Consider the following 4,670-nt stretch of genomic DNA (forward strand, 5'->3'; position numbering starts at 1 on the left):
AAATAGGCATAAAACCAAGTGCTTGTAACTGACTCTTGTAAACAACTTGTCACCAGTTTCCCCGTTGAAAGCAAACACCCCATGACATTAACTCGTTTTAATCTTATTGCATCAACCGCATGAACATTACCTATCTTTGTCCACGCATAGCGGTTATCAGGTGTAGATGAAAACCCTGTTTCATCAACATAACCTAATATAATTTCACCACGTGCCGCTTGCTCTCGTAATTCTTCAATCTGCTGTGTTGCTTGTTCAAATGCAATCGGATCTCTTTTTTTTCAAGCTATGACGGGTACGCTTGAAGACCATACCTGAATCACGTAAAAACTTACGAATGGTTTCAACAGGCACGGACACTTCGTATTCTTCATGTAGTTTGACTCGGATTTGTTCTGCATTGAGTGGACTTGTATTGACCCAATCTAAGATTTTCGCCTGATAGTCTGAGATCAATGTATTGGGTCGACCTGAGCGATGACCTTCTTTAATCGATTCAAACTCATACAATTCCCAACGTCGGCGTTGTAGCCTTATGGTTTCTGGGATAAGTTCTTGTAGAGTGGCAACTTCTGCAACACTTTTACCTTCGGAAAGCCAGAGAATAGTTTGGGCACGTTGTCTTTCACGCCAATGTTTTGCATGTTTGGCCAGAAAAATGAGTCGTTCTCGCTGTTCTAAACTAAGTGGTACAGAAACAATTCGAGGCATGTGTGAACATCTGTTAACTAAAAAAACTTTTTCGCATGATTAGTTATTTTTGTCAACTTATAATAGTTATTTTTAATTAAATGTGATTAAATATTGAACTGTTTAAAATTGATTCTGAATAAGATCATTAAAATATAAATAAATGCAAACAAAGACACATATTTATTTTGCTTTTTGAAGTGGTTCGTTATTTAATTGTAATTCATTCTGTGTGATTTTAGACGCTTTTGTAAGGGTTCTAAAAAGGCTCTTGGCGTCACCCTAAGAGGAATATCTAATGAATAAGATTTATAAAGTGATTTGGAATGCAACCTTGGGTACTTGGGTGGCGGTGTCTGAGATTGCAAAAGGCAAAACAAAGTCATCGAAAGTAACCAAGATCATGGCTGCTGCGACGGTAAGTTTAATGGTGTCATTTAGTCCAGAAGCATTCGCTGCATGGAGTGCAGGAAATGCTACAGGCGTTGGGCAGGACTCATTTGGATTGAATACAGATGCGACAAGTATTGCAGTTGGTACATCGACTGGAGTTTCAAAAACCACAGGTGCTTATGCTTTAGCGATTGGTAATTCAGCTACTGCCAATGGAATAAATAGTATCGCTTTTGGTAATGGTGCAAATGCGAATAATAATACAGGTAATGTAGCAAAATCATCACTTGCTATTGGCTACCAAGCAAAAGCAAATGGTGAAGGGGTAACGGCAATAGGTTCGAAAGCCAATGCGACAGGAACAGATTCGGTTGCTATAGGAACCTCAGCAAATGCGACAAATCCGAATACTGTGGCAATAGGTACTTCAGCAAATGCGGCTAGTGTTAACTCAGTTGCAATTGGTAATGCAGCAAGTTCAACTGCTGGTAATACAGTTGCAATTGGTGGAAATACAGAAGCAACACGCAATAGTGCAATTGCGATGGGTGGTAGCACTTTCACTGGTGCAAATAACATCTATGGTAAAACCAGTGCAAGAGGGATGGGTGCTATTGCCTTGGGGGTTGGTGCTGTTGCTAGCAATACCAATAATATCGCAATCGGAACAGGAAGTTCTTCGTTGGGGCGAAACTCAATAGCGATGGGTACAAGCAATAATGGTATAACAGCTTTTAATCCAGCGAATACCACGACTCGACAGCAGATTGGTAACTCTTATGTCACAGTAAACCCAGTGGTTCCAGCATATCCAAATAATGTAAGTATGATCGCAGCTAATGGCTCTCAAACGTCCACTGCAAACTTCCTTTATGATGGTGTTGGTACTGACGTGACCAATATCGTTTCTGCAACTTATACAAATGGTTCAGTAACGACAAATTTAACAGGCGTTCAAGCACAAAACTTATATAATGCAGTAACAGGCGGTAACTTAATTACCTCTCTTGCCACGCCAGGTGCTGTTCAAGGAATTGGTACCCATAGAATTGAAATTGTGACACCATTTGATGATTCTAGTAACTCATTAACAATGAATGTGGATCAGCAAAATAAAGTGTCAAATCCAAATAATAATGCAAAGGTTGTGATTAATAGAGATGCTTCAGGCGCAATTACTGGCGGATTTCTAAATGGCATAGCTATGGATGCAGGGAAGGCTCAACAATTATATACAGCCTTATATACAGGGAATGCCATATCAACTGGTGGAAATTCAATTGCATTGGGTCAGTCTGCATGGGCAACAGGGAATGATACGATTGCCATTGGAAGTGCTGCAAAGGCAATGACAACAAATTCGATTGCAATAGGATTGAATTCTGCAGTTTATGGTCCAATGGGTTCAGGTAATGTATTTGGTATCTCAATGGGTGTAGGTGCTGTTTCAGGTATTGCACCAGGTACATTAAATGCAGATGATTCTACTGCTATTTTTAGTACAAATGGTGTGGCAATTGGTTCTGGTGCAGATGCGACAGCTACTGCACAGGCTTCACCAGTGGCAATTGGTTGGTTTGCAAAAGCAACAGGTGCGGGTTCTCAAGTTGCGATTGGTGACTGGGCTGTTGCAACAGGGAAAAACGCTGTAGGTATCGGGGGTAATCCAGGTTCTGCAGGGACTTTAGCGAAGGGTGACTACTCTTTAGCAATTGGTCCATCAACACAAGCATTGAATAAAAATACAATTGCGATGGGTAAAGCGGCTAAAGCGAGTGATGATGATGCTGTTGCAATTGGTGGTAATGATACAGCTGGTGCACAAGCTTCAGCTGCAGGTGCAGTAGCTATCGGCGGTAATACAAAAGCCTCAGCTGCAGGTTCAATGGCTTTAGCTCAAAACTCAATCGCTTCAGCGACTGGAGCGGTTGCAATTGGCGGTGGATCGGTTGCTGATATTGCCAACAGTGTTGCAGTAGGTACAGGTTCTAAAGTAGCAGCATACCAACAAGCTTCTGGTTTAGTAAATGGAAGAAACTTAACATTTGCAGGTGGTGGTGCAGGTCTTAATGTTTTAAGTGTTGGTGTGAAAAATGCAGAACGTCAAATCCAAAATGTTGCAGCAGGCCGTATTGCAGCAGATAGTACTGATGCTGTAAATGGTAGCCAGTTGTATCAAACTTTTGACATGTCTGTTAAATATGATGCTGATCCAAATAACCCTACCAAAGTCGATCATAATAATGTGACTTTTGCAGGAACAAAAGCTACCCCAGCAGTTGTAGATCCAGCCACTGGCAAGATGGATATGAAAGGCGGAACAAGCCTGCATAACGTTGCGAGTGCGGGAGATTACACAGATGTTAACAATGCCTACAATGCAGTAAATGCAGGTGACTTAAACAATGCTGTGACTGATGTAACGAACAAAGGCATTAAGTTTGGTGATGGTACAACGGAAAACAACTTTGCCTTAGGTGAGACCATTCGTGTGACAGGTGATAGCAATATCACAACAGAAACCACGACAAATGGTGTGCAGGTTAAACTCAACCCTGCCTTAAACGTTACCAGTGTGACAGCGGGTGATAGCAAGCTAGATACCAATGGTTTAAGCATTACAGGTGGACCAAGCATTACCAAAGTGGGGATTGATGCAGCAGGTAGCAAGATTACCAATGTAGGCAATGCGACCACTGCAAGCGATGCAGTCAACAAAGGCCAACTGGACAGCAGTCTGGCGAATGCCAATAGCAATGCAGCTGTTGTATACACTGATGCAGCAGGTAACAAAGTTACCAAGGCAGCTGATGGCAAATGGTATGCAGCGACAGTTGTTAATGCAGACGGTAGCCTGATAGGCAGCCCAAGCGAAGTTGCAGCAGCGAACATTATCACTTCGGTTCAAAACGCGAGTGGCTCGACTACAACAGCGACCAAACTTGGTAATGTTGCAGCGGGATCAGTCACTGCGAGCTCAACCGATGCGATCAATGGTAGCCAGTTGTATAACACAGCCAATAATGTGAAGAATTTGATTGGTGGTACAACAACGATTGATGCAAACACAGGTGTGATCACGACAAGCAATATTGGTGGAACAGGTAAAAACACCATTGATGAAGCGATTTCAAGCGTTAAAGGTGCGGCGGAAACCCCAATGACCTTTGTGGGTAATGCGAGAAAAAGTGGTGATACCAAAGACGTAGAACGCAAGTTGGGAGAAAGCCTGAAGATTAGCGGAGCGGCGACTACAGCAGGCAGCTATAGTGGCAAGAACGTTAGAACTGTGACTGATCAAACAGGCTCAATTGCGATTGAACTTGCGGAAAATCTGGATGTGACTAGTGTTAAAGCAGGTGACAGCACCCTGAACACCAATGGCTTGAGCATTACAGGTGGTCCAAGCATCACTAAAACAGGTGGTATCAATGCAGGTGGTAGCAAGATTACCAACGTAGGCAATGCGACCACTGCAAGCGATGCAGTCAACAAAGGCCAACTGGACAGCAGTCTGGCGAATGCCAATAGCAATGCAGCTGTTGTATACACTGATGCAGCAGGTAACAAAGTTACCAAGGCAGCTG

Annotated in this window: 2 protein-coding genes; one reads left to right on the plus strand and one right to left on the minus strand. The window is 42.7% G+C overall.

Annotated features, from left to right (window positions below; all coding sequences use genetic code 11):
• Positions 1–255 precede the first annotated feature (255 nt).
• Positions 256–711, minus strand: coding sequence for a helix-turn-helix domain-containing protein (locus FTU66_RS13170; protein ID WP_180112943.1), 456 nt, complete (start codon positions 709–711; stop codon positions 256–258).
• Between the two features lie 277 nt (positions 712–988).
• On the opposite strand from FTU66_RS13170, the gene FTU66_RS13175 reads away from it, so the two are divergent.
• The coding region (locus tag FTU66_RS13175; protein WP_257222117.1) for an ESPR-type extended signal peptide-containing protein at positions 989–4,670 on the plus strand (3,682 nt) is incomplete at its 3' end.

The organism is Acinetobacter sp. YH12131, assembly GCF_013418635.1.
Taxonomy (GTDB): domain Bacteria; phylum Pseudomonadota; class Gammaproteobacteria; order Pseudomonadales; family Moraxellaceae; genus Acinetobacter; species Acinetobacter towneri.

What these genes read in the sequence shown, in the direction of transcription:
- FTU66_RS13170 (WP_180112943.1), bottom strand. Translation starts at nt 711, where the DNA reads ATGCCTCGAATTGTTTCTGTACCACTTAGTTTAGAACAGCGAGAACGA.